Raw genomic sequence first — 19,216 nt, 5'->3', positions numbered from 1 at the left:
ACCTAGATGTTGCACCACCCGCACGTCATCCTCGAATGCTTTAATCGGGGATCCAGGTGTTGCTTAGATTTTAGAACCCAGAATCCCAGTACCCCAGAACCTAGATGTTGCACCACCCGCACGTCATCCTCGAATGCTTTAATCGGGGATCCAGGTGTTGCTTAGATTTTAGAACACAGAACCTAGCACCTAGTACCTAGATTTTCGCTTGGCACAGTAAATGCATTCAGCTAATCAAATGTTATTATTTTGACGGAGCGACCATGTATTTAACACGAGCGTTAACACATACCGATCATTCAGATTATGAGTTATCTGCGTCAGCTTCGTCTATCACTACAACTGATATAGAGGCGAAATCGCCAGCTGTTGCGGCGAATTCAGTTCAGCAGCGTAATGTGAACTCAGCTACTAGCTCAACTACTAACTCAGCCATTAACGTAACCACTGCGGTTATCAGTTCTTATTCTAGTAAGGCCGCCAATATGTCTAATCAAATGGCGCATATTCTTCAAGCTATGCCATCTGGCGTAGTTATCCTAGATGGTGACGGCGTAGTGACACTCGCCAACCCGGTTGCCACCGAATTACTTGGTCGACCGCTGCAAGGTTCGCGTTGGTTTGATATTATCCATCGTGCATTTGCGCCACAAGATGATGATGGCCATGAAGTGTCACTTAAAAATGGTCGACGAGTAAAGTTGGCTATTACACCATTAGCACCAGAACCTGGACAGTTGATTGTGTTAACCGATCTTACCGAAACCCGTTTATTGCAAAAAAACCAGTCTCATTTACAGCGTTTATCGGCGTTAGGCAAAATGGTGGCGACATTGGCCCATCAAGTGCGTACTCCGTTATCTGCGGCTTTGTTATATGCCTCGAATCTTGCGAGCCCCAAATTATCTGACTCAGCGCGGTCTAAGTTCCAATCTAAATTGGTTGACAGGCTTAATGAGCTTGAGCGTCAAGTTAATGACATGTTGCTAATGGCAAGAGGACGTCAAGACGGGATGGCTGAATCGGTTTCTATGGATGAGATTATTAGCCAAGTAATGGCCAGTTGCGAACCGATTGCAGATAAAAAACACTGCCAGTTGGTTGTTGAAGACACTTCACATTCGTTGATGCTTGCTAACGCCAATGCTCTCAGTTCTGCGGTAAATAATTTGGTAATGAATAGCCTTGAAGCGGGCGCCACAAAAATAAAAGTCAGTGCCAGTGAAACCCCTGATGGATTGATGCTTGATGTTATCGACAATGGCAAAGGGTTGGAGCCGTCGATGCAACAACAAATACTTGAACCGTTTTTTACCACTAAAAGCCAGGGTACCGGTTTGGGCTTAGCGGTGGTGCAGTCGGTAGTGCGTAACCATGGCGGACAAATTCAATTGTCGTGTAAGCCTGGAATGGGTTGCCATATTAGGTTGAGCTTTCCACACATGAACAAAGCAAGTGATCAGGAGGTGAAGCGTGGCTGAAGCAAATATTCTATTAGTTGAAGATGATGCCGATTTACGTGAGGCATTGCTTGATACCCTAATGCTTGCCCATTACGACTGTGTTGATGTGGGTAGTGCTGAAGAAGCCATTTTAGCCTTGAAAGCCAACCAATTTGATATGGTGATTAGCGATGTGCAGATGGACGGCATTGGTGGTATGGGCTTGCTAAGCTATTTACAACAACACCAACCTAAATTGCCGATATTGCTAATGACCGCTTATGCCACTATTAACAGTGCGGTGAGTGCGATGAAGTTAGGCGCGGTGGATTACCTTGCTAAGCCTTTTGCACCAGAAGTGTTATTAAATCAAGTGTCACGTTATTTACCCTTAAAGCTAAACCACGATAAACCTGTGGTTGCCGATGAAAAAAGTTTAGCCTTGTTGGCGCTGGCGCAGCGCGTTGCGGTGTCTGAAGCCTCAGTAATGATTATGGGCCCAAGTGGCTCAGGTAAAGAGGTATTGGCGCGCTATATTCACCAACATAGCCAACGCCATGACCAGCCGTTTATTGCAATTAACTGCGCGGCGATACCAGAAAACATGCTAGAAGCGACCTTATTTGGTTACGAAAAAGGCGCATTTACTGGCGCTTATCAAGCCTGCCCTGGTAAATTTGAACAAGCCCAAGGCGGCACAATATTACTGGATGAAATATCTGAGATGGAACTTGGTTTACAAGCTAAGTTATTGCGGGTATTACAAGAGCGTGAAGTTGAGCGTTTAGGTGGGCGTAAAACCATTAAACTGGATGTACGCGTACTAGCTACCTCAAATCGCGATTTAAAAGCCATGGCAACGGCGGGGGAGTTTAGAGAAGATTTATATTATCGTATTAACGTATTTCCGTTAACGTGGCCAGCGCTGAACCAACGCCCAGCAGATATTTTACCGTTAGCGCGCCATTTATTAGTTAAGCATGCCAAAGCATTGAATATGACGTGGGTACCTAAATTGGATGATGCCGCCACTCGACGATTATTGACTTATCGCTGGCCGGGTAATGTGCGGGAACTTGATAACGTGATTCAGCGTGCATTGATTTTACGGGTAAACGACGATATTGGCGTTAATGATATTATTATCGATTCTGCTGATGTGAACTTATTGCCAACAGATCACTTTGAGGTTGATAAACCGGCCGAAGTCGAAGGCTTGGGTGACGAATTAAAAGCCCAGGAGCATGTGATTATTTTAGAAACCCTTAATCAATGTCAGGGTAGTCGCAAATTGGTTGCTGAAAAATTGGGGATCAGTGCCCGGACATTACGTTATAAAATGGCTAAAATGCGAGATATGGGCATTCAACTTCCGGCTTAGCATAACTAATTACCACAAGGTAATTAGTTAACCTTAGATTTTATACTCTAATTAAGCCTGTTTTTTATTGCCAACCCCCGTAAATAGGTAAAAAGTAACCTGCTCACTTACTGAAAAGGTTACTTTTCACCTGGATTATTCTGGCCTTTCACTTACTCATCACTTACTCATCACTTACTCATCACTTACTCATTACTTACTCATTACTTACTAATATCCGGCCAATGGTAATACTGGCACCTAAATTGCTTTAACTCCTTATCAGTTATTGTTGTCGTCAAAAAGTCGACGAAAGGGAGTTACACCATGCAGATTAGCGCAAATCCATTAATGCAAGAAATGCAATCGCTTCGCGGCGAGATAGCCCCTTCTATTGGTTCATCTATTCGACCTAACCTTACCCAGCAAGTGAATAACACCACTGGTGCTGATTTCAGTCAGCTATTGTCTCAGGCTGTAGGTAGCGTCAATGAACTGCAACAATCATCATCAAGCTTAGCCACTCGTTTAGACATGGGCGACACCACGGTGACCCTGTCTGATACCGTTATTGCGCGTGAGAAAGCCGGCGTTGCCTTTGAAGCAACAGTGCAGGTGCGTAATAAATTGGTCGACGCTTATAAAGAAATTATGAGTATGCCTGTTTAGTTGCCAAAAGCATTAAGCACTAAATAACATAACCACATCAGATATAGCAGGTACGCATTGTGAGCACAGACATTATGGTAGGTTCGGATTCAACAGCCGATGGCGGTGTCCAACAAGAGAACAAATCTGGACTTCTTGGTGGCGTTGGTGGTGCAGATATGATGCGTCAAGTGATCATGATTCTGGCATTAGCAATATGCCTTGCTATGGCTGTTTTTGTGATGATGTGGGCGCAAGAGCCTGATTATCGTCCACTAGGAAAGATGGAAACCGCAGAGATGATCCAGGTACTCGATGTGCTGGATAAAAATCAGATTGATTATCAAATCAACGTTGATGTGGTCAAAGTACCTGAAGATAAATATCAAGAAGTAAAGTTACTGCTTAGCCGTGCGGGTATTCAAAGTAGCACTCAGGCCAATGATTATTTAAACCAAGACAGTGGTTTTGGTGTTAGCCAACGTATGGAGCAAGCGCGCTTAAAACAAAGCCAAGAACAAAATCTCGCTCGAGCTATCGAAGAGTTGAAAAGTATTAGTCGTGCAAAAGTCATTTTAGCATTACCAAAAGAAAATGTTTTTGCCCGTAATGCCTCTAAGCCAAGTGCGACCGTTGTGGTGAGTGTGCGTCGTGGCGGGCTAGGCCAAGAAGAGATTGATGCCATTGTTGATATCGTTGGTTCAGCGGTGCAGGGATTGGTGCCTTCTCGCGTGACAGTAACCGATTCAAATGGGCGTTTACTTAATTCTGGTAGCCAAGATGGCACCTCGGCTCGAGCCCGTCGTGAGCAAGAGATCGTACAGCAACAAGAAGCTGAATATCGTAAGAAAATCGAATCAATCTTGATGCCAATTTTAGGGCCTGAAAATTTTACCTCGCAAGTTGATGTGAATATGAACTTTACTGCAGTGGAGCAAACGGCAAAGCGTTTCTCTCCTGATTTACCGGCTATTCGCAGTGAGATGATTATAGAACGTAACTCATCTGGTCAAAGTTCTGGCGGTATTCCTGGTGCGTTAAGCAATCAACCGCCGATGGAGTCTGACATTCCGCAAGTGGCGGGGGAAGCAACTGCCTCAGCCGCATCTGGTGATTCTTCAAAAGAAGCTACGCGTAATTATGAATTAGACACTACGATAAGCCATACTCGTCAGCAAATTGGCGTAGTACGTCGTGTGAGTGTGTCAGTAGCGATTAACTTTAAACCAGGGCAAGTAGACGAAAATGGCCAGGTAACTCGCGTGGCACGAACTGAGCAAGAGTTAACTAATATTCGTCGTTTATTAGAAGGCGCAGTAGGTTTTAGCACTCAACGTGGTGATGCGCTTGAAGTGGTTACGGTTCCTTTTATGGATCAGCTTATTGAAGCGTTACCAGAGCCCGATATGTGGGAGCAACCATGGTTTTGGCGTGCAATTAAACTGGCTTTAGGTGCAATTGTTATTTTAGTGCTTATATTAGCGGTTGTTAGACCGATGCTTAAAAAGCTAACTAACCCTAACGGGGTTAACATGCCAGATGATGTTCGCCCTGGACATGAGTTAGCCGAAATTGAAGATCAGTATGCTGCAGATACCTTAGGTATGCTAAATACCAAAGAAGCGGAATACAGTTATGCTGATGATGGATCAATTCATATACCTAATTTACATAAAGATGATGATATGATTAAAGCCATTAGAGCGTTAGTGGCTAACGAGCCTGAACTTTCCACTCAAGTAGTTAAAAACTGGTTACAAGACAATGGCTAATGAAAAAAAAGATAAAGTAGAAAAATCAACAGCATTTGACCCAGATCTAGTAACTGGTGTTGAGAAAACGGCCATTTTACTGCTTAGCTTGAGTGAAGCCGATGCTGCGTCAATTTTAAAACACTTAGAACCTAAGCAGGTGCAAAAAGTGGGTATGGCAATGGCGGCGATGGATGACTTTGGTCAAGAAAAAGTCATTGGTGTTCATAAATTATTTTTAGACGATATTCAAAAGTTTTCATCTATTGGTTTTAACAGTGAAGAGTTCGTCCGTAAAGCGTTAACCGCGGCATTGGGTGAAGACAAAGCTGGTAACCTGATTGAACAGATTATTATGGGCAGCGGTGCTAAAGGCCTTGATTCATTAAAATGGATGGACGCACGCCAAGTTGCTACCATTATTCAAAATGAACATCCGCAAATTCAAACCATTGTATTGTCGTATTTAGAACCAGATCAAGCGGCTGAAATTTTTAGTCAGTTCCCTGAAAATACTCGCCTAGATTTAATGATGCGTATTGCTAATCTTGAAGAGGTTCAGCCGGCGGCATTGCAAGAATTAAACGACATTATGGAAAAACAATTTGCGGGTCAAGGTGGTGCGCAGGCAGCTAAAATGGGCGGCCTAAAAGCGGCAGCCAATATTATGAACTATCTCGATACAGGTATTGAGAGTCAGATAATGGAAACCATGCGTGAGTCTGACGAAGAAATGGCGCAACAAATACAAGATATGATGTTTGTGTTTGAGAACTTAATTGACGTGGATGATCGTGGTATTCAGGCCTTGTTGCGCGAAGTTCAGCAAGATGTGCTGATGAAAGCGCTCAAAGGTGCTGATGAAGGATTGAAAGAGAAAATTTTAGGCAATATGTCTAAACGTGCAGCAGAATTACTGCGCGACGACTTAGAGGCCATGGGGCCAATTCGTATTAGTGAAGTAGAAGTGGCACAAAAAGAAATTCTGTCTATTGCCCGTCGACTCAGTGATAGTGGCGAAATTATGCTAGGCGGCGGTGGTGGCGACGAGTTCTTATAACATCATCACTTTTATTAAGGCGTTGTGGTTGGCCGTTTATGTATAGAGACTCTTTGTACTGGCGATGTTAACGAGTTATCTCTATTGGGCATTTTTATAGGGATAACGCTCGCCTAATGATATTGACGGTTATTACTAATATGGTTGATGCCAGTACGGTTATTGTTAGTACGGTTAATACCAGTACGATTATTACTAATATGGTTGACGCCAGTACGGTTATTGTTAATACGGTTATTGTTAATACGGTTAATACCAGTACGATTAATCCCATGTTCGACGATTATCATTTTGCTTTGCGCCAATGTTTTCTACTATACAAGTGATCAATTATGCCAGAATCAAAATCACCTAAAGATGGACTCAATGCCGATAATGAGCATGAATTTAGTCATTGGCAATTACCTGATATTACAAAAGATAACAGTTTAGAACCTTCAAATTTATTTGGTAAATTTTCTGAAGCTCATATTCCTGATCCCGTTACTGGGGCCGAAAAATCTATGGCGCCACCAACTATGGCGCAAATAGAAGATATCCGTGCAGCGGCAGAGCAAGAAGGTTTTGAGCAAGGTCAACAAGAAGGCCATCAACAAGGATTAGAGCAAGGGCGCTTAGAAGGGCTAGAGCAAGGCCATCAGCAAGGTTTTTCGCAAGGTGAACAACAAGGTTTAGAAGCGGGCCAAATTAAGGCCAATGAGCTTATTGAACAACTTAATCAAATTATTTCCCAATTTGAACTGCCATTATCAATATTAGATAACGAAATTGAAGCTGAACTGTTAGCCATGACAATAAGCTTAGCAAAGTCGGTAATTGGTCATGAATTAAAGACTCACCCTGAGCATATATTATCAGCGTTACGCCAGGGTGTTGACGCGTTACCACTCAAAGAACAACGGGTTAAATTACGTTTTAGTCCAGACGATGCAGAACTTGTTAATCAATTTTACAGTACTGAACAGTTGCAAAAAAATCAGTGGAAAATTGATATTGATCCAACGTTATCAAATGGTGACTGTATGATTGAAAGTGTGCGTTCCTCTGTTGATTTACGTGTCGAACAACGTATTAACCAGGTATTTAGTGAACTGGACGCTCAGTCAAATCAGTTAGCCAAAACGGTACAACAGCAAAAAACCACAGATTCACAATATCAAACCACATCAGTCGATAATTTAAATGATTTTCAAAACGTTAATCAAGCGACTGACGGTATCGACACTATCGACAATAAAGACGCGATCGATAATAAAGACAATATCGACAATATCGACACTATCGATAATAAAGACAATAGCAACAGTACAGATACCATTGATAGTACGAGCAATAGTACTAGCAATAGCGAGTCTCTCTCAGCAGATGTTGCCCCTCAGGTCGCAGATATTAGCGCGAACCCAGATGTTGCCAATGCGGCTGATACTGATGCATCTGTTAATACAAGCTCACAAGTTAATACCGCGGTAGCTGATACTGCTGATGATATTAAACAACAGACGAAAGACTTATCTCAAGGAAGCAGTGATGAGCACTCGTCAACATAAGCTCCTCAATAAATTTGCGGTGCATCATAAACACGTGCTGCCGCTGCGACCTGTTGCCAGCGGCCAGTTAGTTAGGGTTGTTGGTTTAACGCTTGAGGCAACAGGCTGTCGTGCTCCTGTTGGCAGTTTATGCTCTATTGAAACCATGGTTGGTGAGTTGGTTGCCGAGGTTGTGGGGTTTGATGATTCATTACTGTATTTAATGCCTATTGAAGAGCTTAGAGGCGTATTACCCGGCGCACGTGTTAAACCGTTAGGTGAACAATCGGGTTTAAATGTCGGCTTGTCATTATTAGGCCGTGTATTAGACGGTAGTGGCGTGCCATTAGATGGTTTAGGTCCACTTAATACCGATCAACATGCTGCTCGGCATGGTCCTTACATTAATCCATTATCACGACGAGCGATTACTGAACCGCTGGATGTTGGCGTGCGCGCAATAAACTCTATGTTAACAGTAGGCAAAGGTCAGCGAATGGGCTTGTTTGCCGGTTCTGGTGTGGGTAAAAGTGTGCTGCTTGGCATGATGACACGAGGCTCTAAAGCCGACATTATTGTGGTGGGTTTAGTGGGTGAACGTGGTCGTGAAGTTAAAGAGTTTATTGAAGAAATTTTGGGTAAAGAAGGTCGCGCGCGTTCAGTTGTGGTGGCTGCGCCGGCAGATACGTCGCCGTTAATGCGTTTACGAGCCTGTGAAACGTCCACTCGTATCGCTGAGTATTTTCGTGATTTAGGTTACGATGTTTTATTGTTAATGGACAGTTTGACACGTTATGCCCAAGCACAACGAGAAGTGGCTCTTGCCGTTGGAGAGCCTCCGGCGACTAAAGGCTATCCGCCATCGGTATTTGCTAAGTTACCACGTTTGGTCGAACGAGCCGGTAATGGCGGTGCTGGCCAGGGGTCTATTACTGCTTTTTATACCGTACTAACAGAAGGCGATGATCAACAAGACCCGATTGCCGATGCGTCGCGAGCCATTTTAGATGGCCACATTGTATTATCTCGTCAGCTTGCCGATTCTGGCCATTATCCTGCTATTGATGTGGAAGCATCTATTAGCCGTGTCGCACCTATGGTGATCAGTGTTGAACATCTAGAAGCGATGCGTAAAGTTAAACAAATGTATTCTTTGTATCAACAAAACCGAGACCTTATTTCTATTGGTGCATATGCCCAAGGCAGCGATCCTCGAATTGATAATGCAATACGTTTACAACCGGCAATGAATGCTTTTTTACGCCAGGGATTTAAAGAGCCTGTGAGTTTTGAAGAAAGTCGAGTGATGTTGACTCAAATAGCCGCACAATGTCAGGGATAACCTAAATGAATCGAACTGACCCCTTATTAACGGTATTGAAGTTAGCCACGGCGGCTGAAGATCAAGCGGCATTACAGCTTAAATCTGCGCAATTTGAAAGACAAAAGCGTCAAGGTCAACTCGATGCTCTAAACAACTATCGCTTAGATTATATGAAACAGATGGAAGGGCATACTGGGACGACATTACGCGCTAACCAATATCATCAATTTCATCAGTTTATCCGCCAAGTGGATAGCGCTATTATTCAGCAAGTTGGTGCGGTTAAAGATGCCGAAAAACAAGTGGGTTATCGTCAAGTTCATTGGCAAGAAAAACAGCAAAAACGCAAAGCTGTTGAAATGTTGTTAGCCCAAAAAGCCACCAAAGCAAGGGTAATAGAAGCCAAACGTGAGCAAAAAATGTCAGATGAGTTTGCGATGCAACAATATATTCGTCGGAAACTCAAATAGTCCTTCAAGTGGTAATGTCCTTTAACACTAATATCGTATCACACACACTTATTGGCTAATCCCTTTGATTGTTGTCATCTAAAGAGGATCCAACCAATACGTGTTGGCATTTAAATTGCTTAATATTATTCATTGAAATATAAATCGTCAGCTAAGCGACAGTGAAACCTTCATTATGAGCTTTTTAAGATGATGTTATGTATGTAGTGAAATAGACCTACATATAACCCATAGCGTTAGATTGCAGAGTTGTTTTTTAGACGATAAATTACCTAACCTTGTTTGATTGAGTGGAGCAGATTATGCAGCAGATGAGCAATATCTTACTTGGCAATAGCGGTAAACCTGCTGATGTAGGTGTAAAAGGGAACATGCAAGATGTTGACAATACATCGTTCTTATCTGCTTTTAATCAAGCTAGTGAAGCCGAACTGGCTACAACGAACCGCGCGAGTAATGTGCCTGTATTGTTAGATGCGGAAGCAGAAAACATAGAGGCAAGCAATGCTCTTGAGCTATCTAGCGACGAAAATGCTGATGCTGAAATGATTTTTGCTCAGCTGAATATGGCAGATGCTATCAATAAACGTCATTCCTCTGGCGGAAATGAATTGCCGCATATCGATCAATCTGAGGTTTATGTTGACGAAACTTTTTCAACAGACCCCACAAACCGCAGCATTGTTGATAATGATGTTATTGAGTTGCCTGCAGACTTTGTGACGGTCAAAGAGGCTTTATCCCAGCTGAGTTCTGAAGAACTCGACAATTTAATGGCTTTTGCTGATTTATCAGTAAAAGATTTACAAGCACTAGATAAGCAAGCGTTAAGTGAGTTACTCAGTGACTTTACTCTACAAACCGCTGCTGTCGCTAACAGTGATGAATCTGCAGAAGGCAAACTTAACAGTACAGAACAACGCCAAATTGATGGTTCAGTTGTTACCAGTGCGGCCATTCAAAGCCAAGCCAATACTGCAAATCTTAATACAGCCAATCTTAATGCAGTTAATATTAGTACAGCCAATCTTAATACCGTCAATATTAATGCTGCAGCTGCTAATTCTGATGTAGATCGCTCTTTTAGCTCTGCGGCTTCAGTGGGTTCTGCCCAAGGGATGACTGTCGATCCCAAGACTATTTTAGGTAATAGCACGGGTATTGATGGCAATATCCAATCAGAGACCGATACTACCAAAGTATTGGCAAAAGCTGATTTTTCTGTGGTACTCGATACCTTAGCGACAAAACGCGCCTCTGGAGATGCTTCAGCTAATGTCAATCCGGCTAATTTTGGATTAGATACTGTGACCGATATGAGCGACACTGACACCAAGGTGTTACAAAATCAGAGTAGCTTTACTCCTATACACAAAAGTGACGTGCCGCAATTCCAGTTATCGCTAAGACCACAAGGAGAGCCAGGCGCTCAAATGCAAGAGATGATCCAGCGTTTTTCTCCGGTAATGAAACAACAGTTAATAACCATGGTAAGTAATGGTATCCAACAAGCTGAAATTCGTCTTGATCCGCCAGAGCTCGGTCATTTAACGGTTAAGATTCAAATCCAAGGCGATCAAACTCAGGTGCAGTTTCATGTTGCTCATTCGCAGACCCGCGATATTGTAGAACAGGCCATGCCACGATTACGCGATATGCTTGCTCAAGAAGGGTTACAACTGACCGATAGTCATGTGTCTCAAGGTGGTGGCGGTAGTGAACAACAGCAAGAACAATCAGGACATCAAGCTGCAGGAGATGGCCAGCTGGACGAAATTTCAGCACAAGAGGTTAGCTTGATGACAAATCCATCAAGGAGTTTACATTCAGCTATAGATTATTATGCTTAAGCAGGTAACCTATAGCAATAATGTGACTTTTGAAGAATAGCGAGTTATATCGCTACGTTTTAATGTTAATCACAATGTTGATTAGGAACCATAATGGCTGAACAAGAATTAGAGTTAAATGAAACCCCTGAAGGCGGCAAGAAAAGCAACAAGCTGATTATATTTGGCGCTATTGGTTTGGTGCTGGCACTACTCATTGGCGGTGGATTGTGGTTTTTTATGGGGTCAGACGAGCCTGCACCTACTGCAACAAACAGCGATGCCACTGCTGAAGCTGCTGCGCCAATAGTTAGTGCTGAGGCTGAATATGTTGGCATGCCAAGACCTTTTCTATTTAACTTACCCGGTGTTGATCGCGCTAGGCTGGTTGAAATAAAAGTTCAGTTAATGGTACGCGGCACTGATGATAGTGTGCTTATACAAAAGCATATTCCGTTGATTGAGGATGCATTATTAACAACTTTTAGTGCAGCTGATGTGCAAAAGTTGAGTACTCAAGTCGGAAAAGATGAGCTACGTCAGCTAGCGTTACTCAATGTTCAAAATACGCTGCAACCAATAACAGGCAAGAAAGTCGTTGAAAAAGTCCTGTTTACTGGCTTTGTAATGCAATAACCAAAAGCATTTACTGCTAAGGCAACGATGTGAGTGATTTATTAAGCCAAGATGAAATTGATGCGCTGTTGCATGGTGTTGATGATGTCGATGATGATGAGATTGAAGAGGACAGTGCCGATGCGCGTTCTTACGATTTCTCGTCTCAAGACCGAATTGTACGTGGACGTATGCCTACGCTTGAAATCGTTAATGAACGATTTGCTCGGCATTTACGCATCAGTATGTTTAACATGATGCGTCGTGCTGCTGAAGTGTCGATTAATGGCGTGCAAATGCTTAAGTTTGGCGAGTATGTGCATACTTTATTTGTGCCAACCAGTTTAAATATGGTGCGTTTTAGTCCTCTTAAGGGTACGGCGTTAATTACCATGGAAGCCCGTTTAGTCTTTATTCTGGTGGATAATTTCTTTGGTGGTGATGGCCGTTTTCATGCCAAAATTGAAGGCCGTGAATTTACCCCAACAGAACGCCGCATTGTACAGTTATTGCTTAAAATTATTTTTGAAGATTACAAAGAAGCATGGTCACCAGTAATGGATGTGGAGTTTGAGTATCTCGACTCTGAAGTGAATCCGGCAATGGCGAATATTGTTAGTCCAACAGAAGTTGTGGTCATTAATTCGTTCCATATTGAAGTTGATGGTGGTGGCGGTGATTTCCATATCACTATGCCGTATTCAATGATAGAACCCATCCGTGAGTTACTCGATGCCGGTGTTCAAAGTGATAAACAAGATACCGATATGCGCTGGTCGCAAGCATTACGTGATGAAATTATGGATGTGCAGGTCGGTTTTGATGTCAATGTTGTTGAGCATGAAGTGACATTACGTGATGTAATGGGCTTTAAAGCGGGCGATATTATTCCTATTGATTTACCTGAACATATTATGATGCGTATTGAAGGCTTACCGACTTATCGTTGTAAAATGGGTAAATCACGTGATAATTTAGCGTTAAAAATTAGTGAAAAAATCCCGCGGCCAGAAACAGTTAAAACAGAGCTGCAATTAGTGACTCGCAAAGGCAAGTCGCGTGATATTTCAGAGTTATAAGGTGAAGTAAATGAGCACAGAAGATACAGGTGATGACTGGGCTGCAGCCATGGCTGAGCAGGCTTTAGATGAAGCGGAACATGTTGAACTTGATGAGTTAGTCGATGACTCTAGGCCGATTACTAAAGAAGAAGCGGCTAAGTTAGATGGTATTTTAGATATTCCGGTCACTATTTCTATGGAAGTGGGACGCAGTTTTATCAGTATCCGTAATCTACTTCAGTTGAATCAAGGCTCGGTAGTCGAGCTTGATCGTGTTGCGGGTGAACCTTTGGATGTTATGGTTAATGGCACCTTGATTGCTCATGGTGAAGTTGTGGTAGTCAATGACAAATTTGGTATTCGTTTGACAGATGTCATTAGTCAAACAGAGCGAATTAAAAAGCTTAAATAATTTAAATTGTATTATAAACAATAATATAGCAAATATTAGCACGTGCTGAAGTTTGCTTGATTGGTTGCACAAACAAGGAATAGCAGTGGCGAATATAATACTAATGCTGAGCATTATGAGTGAGGCGTTAAGCGTCCCTGAAGTGTCTAGCACTCTAGCTAAAAATACCTCTGCTCACCCTGTTGAAGTGTCTAATGTGGCAACTTTGGCCAACATGGTTGGTGGATTAATTGTCGTATTAGCGCTTATTTTTTTGTTAGCTTATATTGTAAAACGCCTTAAGTTAGTGCCATCAAGTGGCGGTGTGATTAAAACGATTGCAGTGACTTCCATCGGCCAACGTGAAAAAGTGGTACTGGTGGAGGTTAATGGTCAGCAATATCTTCTAGGTGTTACTTCGCAACAAATAAATCTCATTGATAAATTAGCCACTCCCGTTGATGTTCCCGTATCTTCGTTTGCTAGTCGCCTAAAACTCGCTAAGGAACAGCAATAATGAATAAGTGCACTACTGTATTGATATTGGCAATGGTGGCGATAATTGCCATGGTAATATCCCCTTTAGCACTGGCTCAAGATGGGGTGTTACCCGCCTTAACGGTTACAACTGCTGCAGACGGAACCACTGAATATTCGGTAACTATGCAAATCTTATTGCTGATGACAGCAATGAGCTTTATCCCTGCTATGGTTATTATGCTTACTTCGTTTACTCGCATCATTGTGGTGTTATCGATATTAAGACAAGCGTTAGGCTTGCAACAAACACCTTCTAATCAGGTACTGATTGGCATCAGTTTGTTTATGACATTTTTTATTATGGCGCCTGTTTTTGACAAAATTTATGCTGAAGCTGTCGAGCCTTATATCAATGAAACCATGACGTTAACGCAAGCTTATGATGTTGGCAAAGAGCCCATTAAAACATTTATGTTGTCGCAAGTTAGAACCACCGACTTACAAACATTCATTGAAATTTCCGGCTATAAAGATATTCAATCGCCAGAACAAACGCCTATGAGTGTGGTAATACCTGCATTTATTACCAGTGAATTGAAAACCGCTTTCCAAATTGGCTTTATGTTATTTGTACCTTTTTTAGTACTGGATTTAGTGGTCGCCAGTATTTTAATGGCTATGGGTATGATGATGTTGTCACCGATGATTGTGTCACTGCCCTTTAAAATCATGTTGTTTGTACTGGTTGATGGTTGGGGCTTAGTCATGGGCACGTTAGCGAATAGTTTCGGAATATAAGGCCACGTATTTATGTCTCCAGAATCGCTCATTGATATTTTTCGAGAAGCATTGTCAGTTATCGTACTGATTGTGTCAGCGATTATTTTACCCGGCTTGTTCATTGGTTTAATTGTCGCGGTATTTCAGGCTGCTACCTCAATTAATGAGCAAACCTTAAGTTTTTTACCACGTTTACTTGTGACGTTATTTGCGTTGATGTTTTTAGGCCATTGGCTAGTACAAACCATGATGGATTTCTTCTACGAGATGGTTAATCTCATTCCACAGGTTATAGGTTAAGTCATGGATATTTTGTTTGATGAAATCAGTCAAACAATTGCTGCTTATCTTTTGCCATTCTTTCGTATCTCTTCCATGCTTATGGTGATGGTGGTATTTGGCGCTAATACTACTCCCGCTCGAGTTCGGCTGATGTTATCCGTGGCGATAACAATGGCAGTTGCGCCTATTTTACCTCCGATTGAAAATGTCGAGTTAATGGCATTAAGCTCAGTTTTTGTGATTGCTCAGCAAATCTTAATTGGCGTCACTATGGGGTTTGTGACCCTAATGGTGATGCAAACCTTTGTGCTAACTGGGCAAATTATTGGTATGCAAACCAGTTTAGGTTTTGCCTCTATGGTCGACCCTGGCTCTGGTGAGCAAACACCAGTAGTGAGTAACTTTTTTCTATTATTAGCCACGTTAATCTTTTTGGCTGTAGATGGTCATTTACTCATGTTGCGGATGCTGGTGGCCAGTTTTGAAACCATTCCTATTTCAAATCAAGGCATTTCAATTGCCAATTACCGGGCCCTTGCTGATTGGGGCAGCTTCATGTTTGGTTCTGCATTAACGATGTCAATTTCGGCTATTGTTGCGTTGTTATTAATCAATTTGTCCTTTGGTGTGATGACTCGCGCCTCGCCTCAACTGAATATTTTCTCTATTGGTTTTCCGGTCACAATGGTCAGTGGTTTGTTGATTTTGTGGTTAACATTAGCACCTATCATGGCCCATTTTGATGAAGTGTGGATGGCTGCGCAGTTACTTATGTGTGATGTTCTGCAACTTCAATGTCAGCTTGATGGCTCAGTAGTATTCTAAGGGGCATGTATGGCAGAAAGTGACAGCGGTCAAGAACGCACAGAAGACCCCACATCCAAACGACTTGAGCAATCTCGAGAAAAAGGTCAAGTCGCTCGCTCTAAAGAGCTAGGCACGGCAGCGGTACTGCTTGCTGCGTCGGTTGGGTTTTCGATGACAGGACCGGCAATTGCCAAAAGCCTCTATAATATTATGAAGCAAATTTTCTCGATGGAGCGAGATCAAATTTTTGATACTAATTCCATGTTTCGGGTATGGGGAGTGGTGGGGGATGAGCTTGCCTGGCCGTTAATTAGCTTTATTGCTTTGCTAGCATTTGTGTCTTTTCTGGGTAACATTGTGTTGGGTGGCATATCTTTTTCTGTCAAAGCGTTTATGCCTAAAGGCAGTAAAATGAACCCGATGAACGGCTTTAAACGCATGTTTGGCACACAGGCATTAGTTGAGTTAACAAAAGGCATCGCCAAGTTTTCAGTGGTAGCATTGTCGGCGTATTTTCTGCTCAGTTTTTACTTCTATGATATTTTGACCCTCTCTAGCGATCATCTTCCTGGTAATGTTTACCATGCTTTAGATTTGCTCGTTTGGATGTTTATTTTACTCTGCAGCTCGATGTTATTGATTGTGATTATTGATGTGCCATTTCAAATTTGGAATCACAATAAACAACTTAAAATGACTAAGCAGGAAGTCAAAGACGAATATAAAGACACTGAAGGTAAACCTGAAGTTAAAGGCCGGATAAGACAAATGCAGCAGGAGATGGCACAACGGCGCATGATGACTGAAGTGCCTAATGCTGATGTGATTGTGGTTAACCCAGAGCATTATGCTGTGGCAGTTAAATACGATGTTAGTCGCTCATCTGCTCCTTATTTAATTGCTAAAGGTGTCGATGATGTTGCCTTTAGAATACGTGAAATTGCTCGGGAACATAACGTTGCTATTGTGTCGGCCCCGCCATTGGCTCGTGCTATTTACCATACCACTAAGATTGATCAACAAGTGCCAGAAGGTCTATTTACTGCTGTTGCGCAGGTATTGGCTTACGTATTCCAACTTAGGCAATATCAAAAAGGTAAAGGTCGTAGGCCAAAACCTATCCCGCTGAAACAACCCATACCAGATGATTTAAAGCATTAAAAAAATAGTCTATCTTAGATAAATAATATTTATGGCTTAATTTTTGCTTTGTATGTTTGTTCGCGTCAAATAACAGTCCATTGACGCCGTGATCTGACATAAAGGGTTCATCTTAATATGGATGCAAAAGCAGCTTTTGGCCAAATGAAACAAATAAAAGTATCTACTTTTAAAGGGATCGGAACGCCTTTATTAGTACTTGCTGCGTTAGGTATGGTGGTTTTACCCATTCCTGCTTTTTTGCTAGATATTCTGTTTTCATTCAATATTGCGTTGGCTTTAGTGGTGCTTTTAGTTGCTATTTATGCTGACAGACCACTCGATTTTGCCGCTTTTCCTACCGTATTATTAATCGCAACGCTGCTCAGACTCGCGCTAAACGTCGCCTCTACCCGTATTGTACTGCTTGAAGGTCATAATGGTGGTGCCGCTGCGGGTAAAGTGATTGAGGCCTTTGGTTCTGTGGTCATTGGCGGCAATTATGCTGTTGGTTTAGTCGTGTTCATTATTTTGATTATTATTAACTTTGCTGTGGTAACTAAAGGTGCAGGGCGTATTGCTGAGGTGAGTGCTCGTTTTACTTTGGATGCTATGCCGGGTAAGCAAATGGCCATTGATGCTGATTTAAATGCTGGCACATTAACCCAAGATCAGGCGCGGATCCGCCGTGCTGAAGTGACTCGTGAGGCCGATTTCTACGGTGCGATGGATGGTGCTTCAAAGTTTGTTAAAGGTGATGCCATTGCAGGGATAATGATCTTAGTCATCAATATGATTGGTGGATTTGTGATTGGGATGATCCAGCATGGATTAGACTTTTCTAGTGCAGTTGAAATTTATACCTTACTGACCATCGGTGATGGTTTGGTAGCGCAAATTCCCGGTTTGTTGTTGTCTATTGCTGCGGCCTTAATGGTCACTCGTCAAAATGAGTCTGGCGATATGGGTCAAATGATGTTTAGTCAGATGTTTGACAGTCATAAATCATTAGCCATTGCAGCTGGGTTACTCTTTATCATGGGTATTGTGCCTGGAATGCCTCATGTGGCATTTTTGACCTTTGCCTTTATTACTGCTGGTGCCGCGTATTTTATCTACAAGCGTAATGTTGATAAAAAACAAACTGCACTGACATTGGCAACTAAAGGGCCAGTAGAAACTAAAGATAAAGAACCTAAAGATTTAAGCTGGGACGATGTGCGTCATGTTGATACGATTGGTCTTGAAGTGGGTTATCGCTTAATTCCATTGGTTGATAAGTCTCAAGGTGGTGAGTTATTAGGCCGAATCAAGGGTGTGCGTAAAAAGTTATCCCAAGAGTTAGGTTTTTTAGTGCCAGCGGTGCATATTCGTGACAATCTAGACTTATCACCTAATGCGTATCGTATTTCCTTGATGGGAGTAGTGGTAGGCGAGGCTGAAGTTAGACATGACTGTGAGTTAGCGATTAACCCTGGCCAAGTTTACGGTAAACTTGATGGTATTGAAACTCGTGATCCCGCTTTTGGTTTAGAAGCGGTTTGGATAGCGCCAGAGCAACGTGAACATGCACAAACATTAGGCTATACCGTCGTCGATACCGCAACGGTTGTAGCCACTCACATAAGCCAGTTACTTACTAATAATGCGGCAAAACTATTAGGTTATGAAGAAGTGCAGCAGTTAATTGATATGCTTGCCAAGAACTCGCCTAAATTAGTTGATGGTTTTGTACCTGATGTGATGCAGCTAGGAACGGTCGTTAAAGTGATGCAAAACTTACTCAACGAAGGTGTTTCAGTTCGTGATCTACGCACCATAGTGCAGACATTGTTAGAATATGGTACCAAGAGTAATGACACTGAAGTATTAACTGCAGCAGTGCGTATAGCGCTAAAACGCATGATAGTACAAGAAATCTCGGGTCCAGAACTTGAAATCCCTGTCATTACATTGGCGCCAGAGTTGGAACAGATGTTGCATAAGTCTATGCAGGCTACCGGCGGCGAAGGACCTAATATTGAACCGGGCCTTGCAGAACGTATGCAGCAGTCTTTATTGGACGCTGCACAGAAGCAAGAAATGGTAGGGCAACCAGCCATTTTATTGACATCTGGTATGCTAAGGTCAACGCTGTCACGATTTGTTAAATACACTATTCCAAATTTACGAGTGATTTCTTATCAAGAAATACCAGACGAGAAACAGATTAGAATTGTTTCTGCTGTGGGCCAATAGTGATAACGTCAG

General features: G+C 42.4%; 19 protein-coding genes. 18 read left to right on the top strand and 1 reads right to left on the bottom strand.

Annotated elements, in window-relative coordinates; all coding sequences use genetic code 11:
- The first annotated feature begins 263 nt into the window (after nucleotides 1–263).
- From AAEY97_RS02855 to fliG, 5 genes are all read left to right on the top strand, one after another.
- The gene (locus AAEY97_RS02855) at nucleotides 264–1,481 is read left to right on the top strand and encodes a sensor histidine kinase (RefSeq protein WP_350996399.1); all 1,218 of its coding nucleotides are present in this window, start codon (nucleotides 264–266) and stop codon (nucleotides 1,479–1,481) included.
- Nucleotides 1,474–2,823: a sigma-54-dependent transcriptional regulator gene (locus tag AAEY97_RS02850; protein ID WP_350996396.1), complete on the top strand. Its 1,350-nt coding sequence runs from the start codon at nucleotides 1,474–1,476 to the stop codon at nucleotides 2,821–2,823. Before AAEY97_RS02855 ends, AAEY97_RS02850 begins: the two co-directional genes overlap by 8 nt.
- A 306-nt stretch (nucleotides 2,824–3,129) precedes the next feature.
- Nucleotides 3,130–3,471 carry a flagellar hook-basal body complex protein FliE gene (fliE, locus tag AAEY97_RS02845; protein WP_124730240.1) on the top strand — a complete coding sequence of 114 codons (342 nt, stop codon included), beginning with the start codon at nucleotides 3,130–3,132 and terminating at the stop codon, nucleotides 3,469–3,471.
- A 71-nt stretch (nucleotides 3,472–3,542) separates the two neighbouring features.
- The gene (gene fliF / locus AAEY97_RS02840) at nucleotides 3,543–5,222 is read left to right on the top strand and encodes a flagellar basal-body MS-ring/collar protein FliF (protein ID WP_164839200.1); all 1,680 of its coding nucleotides are present in this window, start codon (nucleotides 3,543–3,545) and stop codon (nucleotides 5,220–5,222) included.
- Nucleotides 5,215–6,261, top strand: coding sequence for a flagellar motor switch protein FliG (fliG, locus tag AAEY97_RS02835; RefSeq protein WP_124730242.1), 1,047 nt, complete (start codon nucleotides 5,215–5,217; stop codon nucleotides 6,259–6,261). Before fliF ends, fliG begins: the two co-directional genes overlap by 8 nt.
- A 113-nt stretch (nucleotides 6,262–6,374) precedes the next feature.
- Here the strand turns inward: fliG and AAEY97_RS02830 are convergent, their stop codons facing one another.
- A complete protein-coding gene (locus tag AAEY97_RS02830; RefSeq protein WP_350996392.1) occupies nucleotides 6,375–6,551 on the bottom strand; it encodes a hypothetical protein in 177 nt (58 codons plus the stop codon).
- Nucleotides 6,552–6,593: 42 nt separating this feature from the next.
- Here AAEY97_RS02830 and fliH point away from each other — a divergent pair, with 42 nt between their 5' ends.
- From fliH to flhA, 13 genes are all read left to right on the top strand, one after another.
- Nucleotides 6,594–7,808: a flagellar assembly protein FliH gene (gene fliH / locus AAEY97_RS02825; protein WP_350996389.1), complete on the top strand. Its 1,215-nt coding sequence runs from the start codon at nucleotides 6,594–6,596 to the stop codon at nucleotides 7,806–7,808.
- Nucleotides 7,789–9,129, top strand: a complete 1,341-nt coding sequence (gene fliI / locus AAEY97_RS02820; RefSeq protein WP_124730244.1) for a flagellar protein export ATPase FliI — start codon at nucleotides 7,789–7,791, stop codon at nucleotides 9,127–9,129. Before fliH ends, fliI begins: the two co-directional genes overlap by 20 nt.
- Nucleotides 9,130–9,134: 5 nt before the next feature.
- Nucleotides 9,135–9,581, top strand: a complete 447-nt coding sequence (gene fliJ, locus AAEY97_RS02815) for a flagellar export protein FliJ (RefSeq protein ID WP_124730245.1) — start codon at nucleotides 9,135–9,137, stop codon at nucleotides 9,579–9,581.
- Between the two features lie 302 nt (nucleotides 9,582–9,883).
- Nucleotides 9,884–11,431, top strand: coding sequence for a flagellar hook-length control protein FliK (locus AAEY97_RS02810; protein ID WP_350996387.1), 1,548 nt, complete (start codon nucleotides 9,884–9,886; stop codon nucleotides 11,429–11,431).
- Nucleotides 11,432–11,524: 93 nt separating this feature from the next.
- Nucleotides 11,525–12,046, top strand: a complete 522-nt coding sequence (gene fliL / locus AAEY97_RS02805; RefSeq protein ID WP_124730246.1) for a flagellar basal body-associated protein FliL — start codon at nucleotides 11,525–11,527, stop codon at nucleotides 12,044–12,046.
- A gap of 29 nt (nucleotides 12,047–12,075) precedes the next feature.
- Entirely contained in the window at nucleotides 12,076–13,104 is a 1,029-nt protein-coding gene (gene fliM, locus AAEY97_RS02800; protein WP_124730247.1) for a flagellar motor switch protein FliM, read from the top strand.
- Nucleotides 13,105–13,114: 10 nt separating this feature from the next.
- Complete coding sequence (gene fliN / locus AAEY97_RS02795; protein ID WP_124730248.1) at nucleotides 13,115–13,498, top strand: flagellar motor switch protein FliN; 384 nt, start codon at nucleotides 13,115–13,117, stop codon at nucleotides 13,496–13,498.
- 115 nt (nucleotides 13,499–13,613) lie between these two features.
- Nucleotides 13,614–13,994 (top strand): flagellar biosynthetic protein FliO, encoded by a 381-nt coding sequence (fliO, locus tag AAEY97_RS02790; RefSeq protein WP_415837563.1) that lies wholly within the window; start codon nucleotides 13,614–13,616, stop codon nucleotides 13,992–13,994.
- A 32-nt stretch (nucleotides 13,995–14,026) separates the two neighbouring features.
- Nucleotides 14,027–14,755, top strand: a complete 729-nt coding sequence (gene fliP / locus AAEY97_RS02785) for a flagellar type III secretion system pore protein FliP (protein WP_164839202.1) — start codon at nucleotides 14,027–14,029, stop codon at nucleotides 14,753–14,755.
- Between the two features lie 12 nt (nucleotides 14,756–14,767).
- Nucleotides 14,768–15,037 (top strand): flagellar biosynthesis protein FliQ, encoded by a 270-nt coding sequence (gene fliQ, locus AAEY97_RS02780; protein ID WP_124016935.1) that lies wholly within the window; start codon nucleotides 14,768–14,770, stop codon nucleotides 15,035–15,037.
- 3 nt (nucleotides 15,038–15,040) lie between these two features.
- Nucleotides 15,041–15,844, top strand: coding sequence for a flagellar biosynthetic protein FliR (gene fliR / locus AAEY97_RS02775; RefSeq protein WP_124730251.1), 804 nt, complete (start codon nucleotides 15,041–15,043; stop codon nucleotides 15,842–15,844).
- Nucleotides 15,845–15,853: 9 nt separating this feature from the next.
- Nucleotides 15,854–16,987: a flagellar biosynthesis protein FlhB gene (flhB, locus tag AAEY97_RS02770; protein WP_124730252.1), complete on the top strand. Its 1,134-nt coding sequence runs from the start codon at nucleotides 15,854–15,856 to the stop codon at nucleotides 16,985–16,987.
- 117 nt (nucleotides 16,988–17,104) lie between these two features.
- Nucleotides 17,105–19,204: a flagellar biosynthesis protein FlhA gene (gene flhA, locus AAEY97_RS02765; RefSeq protein WP_124730253.1), complete on the top strand. Its 2,100-nt coding sequence runs from the start codon at nucleotides 17,105–17,107 to the stop codon at nucleotides 19,202–19,204.
- The last annotated feature ends 12 nt before the right edge of the window (nucleotides 19,205–19,216 follow it).

Source organism: Shewanella sp. TB7-MNA-CIBAN-0143 (assembly GCF_040310065.1).
In the GTDB taxonomy this organism is placed as follows: Bacteria; Pseudomonadota; Gammaproteobacteria; order Enterobacterales; family Shewanellaceae; genus Shewanella.
Note: the sequence above shows the minus strand (reverse complement) of the source record. Positions and strands in the feature narration are given on the sequence as shown.

Coding starts and splice junctions, on each gene's coding strand:
- AAEY97_RS02855 (WP_350996399.1), top strand. CDS start 264: ATGTATTTAACACGAGCGTTAACACATACCGATCATTCAGATTATGAG.
- fliE (WP_124730240.1), top strand. CDS start 3,130: ATGCAGATTAGCGCAAATCCATTAATGCAAGAAATGCAATCGCTTCGC.
- fliG (WP_124730242.1), top strand. CDS start 5,215: ATGGCTAATGAAAAAAAAGATAAAGTAGAAAAATCAACAGCATTTGAC.
- AAEY97_RS02830 (WP_350996392.1), bottom strand. CDS start 6,551: ATGATAATCGTCGAACATGGGATTAATCGTACTGGTATTAACCGTATT.
- fliH (WP_350996389.1), top strand. CDS start 6,594: ATGCCAGAATCAAAATCACCTAAAGATGGACTCAATGCCGATAATGAG.
- fliI (WP_124730244.1), top strand. CDS start 7,789: ATGAGCACTCGTCAACATAAGCTCCTCAATAAATTTGCGGTGCATCAT.
- fliJ (WP_124730245.1), top strand. CDS start 9,135: ATGAATCGAACTGACCCCTTATTAACGGTATTGAAGTTAGCCACGGCG.
- AAEY97_RS02810 (WP_350996387.1), top strand. CDS start 9,884: ATGCAGCAGATGAGCAATATCTTACTTGGCAATAGCGGTAAACCTGCT.
- fliL (WP_124730246.1), top strand. CDS start 11,525: ATGGCTGAACAAGAATTAGAGTTAAATGAAACCCCTGAAGGCGGCAAG.
- fliN (WP_124730248.1), top strand. CDS start 13,115: ATGAGCACAGAAGATACAGGTGATGACTGGGCTGCAGCCATGGCTGAG.
- fliO (WP_415837563.1), top strand. CDS start 13,614: ATGAGTGAGGCGTTAAGCGTCCCTGAAGTGTCTAGCACTCTAGCTAAA.
- fliP (WP_164839202.1), top strand. CDS start 14,027: ATGGTGGCGATAATTGCCATGGTAATATCCCCTTTAGCACTGGCTCAA.
- fliQ (WP_124016935.1), top strand. CDS start 14,768: ATGTCTCCAGAATCGCTCATTGATATTTTTCGAGAAGCATTGTCAGTT.
- fliR (WP_124730251.1), top strand. CDS start 15,041: ATGGATATTTTGTTTGATGAAATCAGTCAAACAATTGCTGCTTATCTT.
- flhB (WP_124730252.1), top strand. CDS start 15,854: ATGGCAGAAAGTGACAGCGGTCAAGAACGCACAGAAGACCCCACATCC.
- flhA (WP_124730253.1), top strand. CDS start 17,105: ATGGATGCAAAAGCAGCTTTTGGCCAAATGAAACAAATAAAAGTATCT.